1 protein-coding gene is annotated in these 5,391 nt (G+C 71.7%); it reads right to left on the minus strand.

Translation table 11 applies throughout. From position 1 onward, the window contains the following. Window positions 1–5,379 (minus strand): amino acid adenylation domain-containing protein (locus AB0E90_RS51380; protein WP_360421141.1); only part of this gene is annotated, 5,379 nt, incomplete at its 3' end. Window positions 5,380–5,391: the final 12 nt, after the last annotated feature.

The raw sequence follows: 5,391 nt of genomic DNA on the forward strand, positions 1-5,391 counted from the left end.
CGCCGGCAGCGACACATCGATCGGCAGGTACGCCGCACCGGCCTTCCACACACCCAGAATCGCCGTGATCATCTGCGCGCCCCGCGGCAACGCCAGGCCGACCACCGACTCCGCGCCTACCCCTTGGCGGCGCAACCACCAGGCGATGCGGTTCGCTTCAGCGTTTAACGAGCCGTAGGTCAGCTCGACACCATCGGCGACCACCGCCACCACATCCACCGGCTGCCGCTCGAACGACGCCAGCACCGACGACGATGGCAACGGCGCAGCCGTGTCATTCCAGAGGTGCAACACCCGCTCACGCTCGTCGTCGGCCAGCAGGTCCACCTCGCCGAGCCGGAGATCCGGTTCGGCGACGAGGGTCTCGAGCACCCGGGTGAACGAGCCGGCGATCCGCTCGGCCCACGGAGCGTCGAACAGGTCGGCGGCCACGGTCGCCACACCGTGCAGCCCGGCCGGGCGGCCCTTGTCGTCGTAGCTCTCGGCGACCCCGACGAACAGGTCGAATTTCGCCGCCGCCTCGGTCCCACCGCCGCCGCCCGATCCGGTTCGCACCCCGGGCAGTTCGAGCACGGCGTCGCCGGCGTTCTGCATGGTCAGCACGACCTGCACCAACGGATGCCGGGCCAACGACCGCGCCGGCGCCAACTCCTCCACCAAACGCTCGAACGGCACATCCTGATGCGCGAACGCACCAAGACTGGCCTCACGCACCCGCGCCAACACCAGGCGGAACTCCGGATCACCCGACAGATCCGTACGAATGACCAAGGTGTTCAGGAAAACACCGACCAGATCGTCCAGCGCCTCGTCATTACGACCGGCCACCGGCGAACCAATTGCCACATCGGTGCCCGCACCCAACCGCGACAGCAAAACCGCCAAAGCGGCCTGCAGCACCATGTACGGCGTCACACCCTCCGCCCGGGCCACCGCCACCAGACGCGCATGCACCTCCGCCGGCACCCGCCACGACGCGGTGAAACCCCGATGACTCGCCGCCGCCGGCCGCACCCGATCGAACGGCAACGCCACCTCTTCCGGCAGGCCCGCCAACGCTCCACGCCAGTAGTCCACCTGACCCGACATCTCGTCGCCCAGCACCTCGCGCTGCCAGAGCGCATAGTCGGCGTACTGCACCGGCAACGGCGTCCACTGCGGCGCCTCACCCCGCAGCCGCGCCGCATACGCCACCGACACATCCCGGGCCAGCGGCCGCATCGACCAACCGTCCCCGGCAATGTGATGGACGACCAGCACCAGCACCCGGCTCCCGTCCGACGACTCGAACAACCACGCCCGGATCGGCACCTCGGTAGCCAGATCGAACGCGTACCGGGTCGCCTCGGTCACGGCCCCGGGCAGCGCCTCCGCGGTCACCTCGACGACCTGCAGGCCCCAGTCCAGCCCGGCCGGATCAAGGATCCGCTGGTACGGCTCCCCGTCGGCGACCGCGAACACCGTCCGCAGCGATTCGTGCCGGGCGACCACGTCGCGCAGCGCAGCATCGAGGGCGGTCGCGTCCAGGTCACCGGCGAGCCGCAGCACCGTCGGGATGTTGTAGGTCGCGCTGGGCCCCTCGATCTGCGAGATGAGCCAGAGCCGGCCCTGCGCGAACGACACCGGCACCCGCTCCGGGCGGTCGCCGGCACGCAGCGCCGGGCGGGCCCGGCCGGTGTCACCCGCGGCGATCCACGCGGCGAGACCGGCCACCGTCGGCGCCTCGAACAGCGCCCGCAACGGCACCTCCGCGCCGAGGACGGTGCGGATCCGCGAGGTCAGCCGTACGGCGAGCAGCGAGTGCCCGCCCAGGTCGAAGAAGCTGTCGTCCACGCCGACCGCGTCGACCTCCAGCACGTGCGCGAAGGCGGCGCAGAGCAGTTCCTCCGGCACCGTCACCGGACCGCGCCCGGCACCCGCCCCGAACTCCGGCGCCGGCAGGGCTTTCCGGTCAACCTTGCCGTTAACCGTCAACGGCAACTCATCAAGCTCCACGAACACCGCCGGAACCATGTACTCCGGCAAACGCTGACCCGCGAACGCCTTCAGATCGACCCCGTCATGCACCACATACGCGGCCAGCCGGCCCGCACGCACCACCACCGCCGCCTGACGCACCTGCGGATGACCCGCCAGCACCGCCTCAACCTCACCCGGCTCAATCCGGAACCCACGAATCTTCACCTGCTCATCGGCCCGGCCCAGGAACACCAACGTCCCGTCCTCGGCCCACCTCACCCGGTCACCCGTGCGATACATCCGGCCACCCTGCGGACACGCCACGAACCGCTCGGCGGTCAACCCCGGACGACCCACATAACCACGAGCCACCCCAGCGCCGGCCACATACAGCTCGCCAGGCACACCGACCGGAACCGGGCGCAACCCGCCATCCAGGACATAGGCCCGACCGTTGGCGATCGGCTCACCGATCGTCGGCGCCACACCCACCGCGAGAGGCACCGACATCGACGCACACACCGTCGTCTCGGTCGGACCATACGCGTTGATCAACCGCCGACCCACCGACCAGCGATCCACCTGAGCGCGGTCCAGCGCTTCACCGGCCGACACCAGTGTCGTCACCGACGCCAGGTCACCGGTGTCGAGAACGGCTAGCACCGCCGGGGGCAGCGTCACGTGTGACACCGCATGCCGGGCGATCACCTCCACCAGACCAGCCCCGGGCGCCAGCTCGGCAGCCGGCGCAGTAACCAACGTGGCACCGGAGCACAGGGCCATCACGACCTCGGACACGGCCGCGTCGAACCCGATCGAGGCGAACTGCAACACCCGCGCCTTCGCGTCGACCGCGAACCGGTCGATCTGGGCGACCGCCAGGTTCACCATCCCGGCGTGCGACACCGCGACGCCCTTGGGCACACCCGTCGACCCCGACGTGTAGATCACATACGCCAGGCCCGACGGATCGATCACCGGCAGCTCGCCCTCCGGCGCGCGGGTGTCGTCCAGCCACATGACCGGCACGTCGCCGGCACCTATTGGCAGCCCACTTTCCTGGCGGGCGAGGACCAGGCGGGCGCCGGAATCGGCCAGCAGGAACGCGATCCGCTCGGCCGGCAGTGCCGCGTCGACCGGCAGGTACGCCGCCCCGGCCCGCCAGACACCCAGCACCGCCACCACGAAGTCGGCGCCGCGCGGCAAGCCGAGTCCCACGACCGACTCCGGGCGGACGCCGCGCTCGCGCAGAGCATGCGCGACCTGGCGGGCGCGGGCGTCGAGCTCGGCGTACGTCAGCGTGACCCCGTCGGCGAGCACCGCCACCGCCTCCGGAGCGGACGCCACCCGCTGGTCGAACAGCTCGACCACGGTTGTTGCCGGGATCGGCGCGGCGGTGTCGTTCCACCCCCGCAGGACCCGGTCGCGCTCGGCGTCGTCCAGCACGTCGATCGCGTGCAGCCGGACCTCCGGCGCCGCGGTCACCGCGTCGAGGACCCGCATCAGCCAGGTAGCGATCCGGTCCGCGGTGGCGGGATCGAAGAGATCGGCCGCGGCGGTCACCGACCCGTACAGGCCGGCCGGGTTTCCCTGGTCGTCGAAGAGCTCACCGGCCGCCACGTCCAGGTCGAACTTGGCGGTGGTCAGCGCGGCGTCCTCGCTCCGCGGGTCGTCCTCGCTGTCCGGGAGCCCGGACAGATCGACCCCGCCGCGCTCGGCGGTCTGCAGGGTCAGCGACACCTGGAACAACGGATGGCGGGCCAGCGACCGGGCCGGGGCGAGCTCCTCGACGAGGCGCTCGAACGGCACGTCCTGGTGCGCCAGCGCCCCGAAGCTCGCTTCCCGGACCCGGGCGAGGATCTGCCGGAAATCCGGGTCGCCGGCCAGGTCCGTACGGATGACCAGGGTGTTGACGAAGAAGCCGACCAGGTCGTCGAGCGCTTCGTCGGTGCGACCGGCGACCGGCGATCCGATCGGCACATCGGTGCCCGCGCCGAGCCGGGACAGCAACACCGCCAGGGCGGCCTGCAGCACCATGTACGGCGTGACGCCCTCCGCCCGGGCCAGCCTGACCAGGCGAGCATGCGACTCGGCCGGGACCCGCCACGGGGCGAGGTGCCCGAGGTGGCCGGCCACCGCGGGGCGGGGCCGGTCGTACGGCAGGGACAACTCCTCGGGTACGCCGTCGAGCGCCCGCCGCCAGTAGCCGACCTGCGCCGCCAGCAGACTGTCCGGGTCGGACTCGCTGCCGAGCAGCTCGCGCTGCCACACCGCGTAGTCGGCGTACTGCACCGGCAACGGCTCCCACGCCGGCTCAGCTCCGCGTAGCCGGGCCGCGTAGGCCCGGGACAGATCGCGGCTCAGCGGCGCACGGGACAGGCCGTCGCTGGCGATGTGGTGCAGCACCAGAACCAGCGCCTGCGCGTCGGCCCCGGTGCGGAACACGGACGCCCGGATCGGCACCTCCCGCGCCAGGTCGAACGAGTGCCGGGTGGCCGCCGCGATCGCGTCCGGCAGACCGTCCGGCCCGACGTCGGCGACCTGCAGACTCCAGTCGAGTTCGGCCGGAGCGAGGATCCGCTGGTACGGCTCGCCCTCCACCGCCGGGAACACGGTCCGCAGCGACTCGTGCCGGCCGATCACATCGCGCAGCGCGGCGTCCAGCGCCACGACGTCCAGGTGCCCGGCCAGCCGGATCACCATCGGGATGTTGTACTCCGGGCTCGGCCCCTCCAACTGTCCGAGGAACCACAGCCGGCGCTGCGCGAACGACAGCGGTGGCCGGTCGGGCCGCTCGGCGGCGTGCAGCGGGATGCGGGCCCGGCCGGTGTCCGGGCCGGCCAGCCGCTCGGCGAGTTCGGCGACGGTCGGCGCCTCGAACACGGTCCGGATCTCGACCTCGGCGCCGAGCGTGGCCCGGATCCGGGAAACGAGCCGCACCGCGAGCAGCGAGTGGCCGCCGAGATCGAAGAAGTTGTCGTCCACCCCGGCCTTCTCCAAGCCCAGGACCTCGGCGAACGCCACGCAGAGCAGTTCCTCGTGGAGCGTGGCCGGGCGCCGCCCGCCGGTCACCGCGGAGCCGTGGACAGGCGCCGGGAGCGCCTTGCGGTCGAGCTTGCCGTTGCCGGTCAGCGGCAGCTCGGCCAGCGCAACGAACGCCGACGGCACCATGTACTCCGGCAGCCGCCGCGCCACGAACTCGCGCAGATCCACGTCCTCGTCGGCGACGACGTAGGCCACCAGCCGCTCGTCGCGCACGACAACCGCCACGTGCTCGACCTCCGGATGGGTCAGCAGCACCGCCTCGACCTCACCCGGCTCCACCCGGAAACCACGAATCTTCACCTGCTGATCCGCCCGGCCGAGGAACACCAGATTGCCCTCCTCGGCCCAGGCCACGAGGTCGCCGGTGCGATACATCCGGCCACCGTG

Origin of the sequence: Actinoplanes sp. NPDC026619, from assembly GCF_040638295.1 — a bacterium.
Taxonomy (GTDB): domain Bacteria; phylum Actinomycetota; class Actinomycetes; order Mycobacteriales; family Micromonosporaceae; genus Actinoplanes.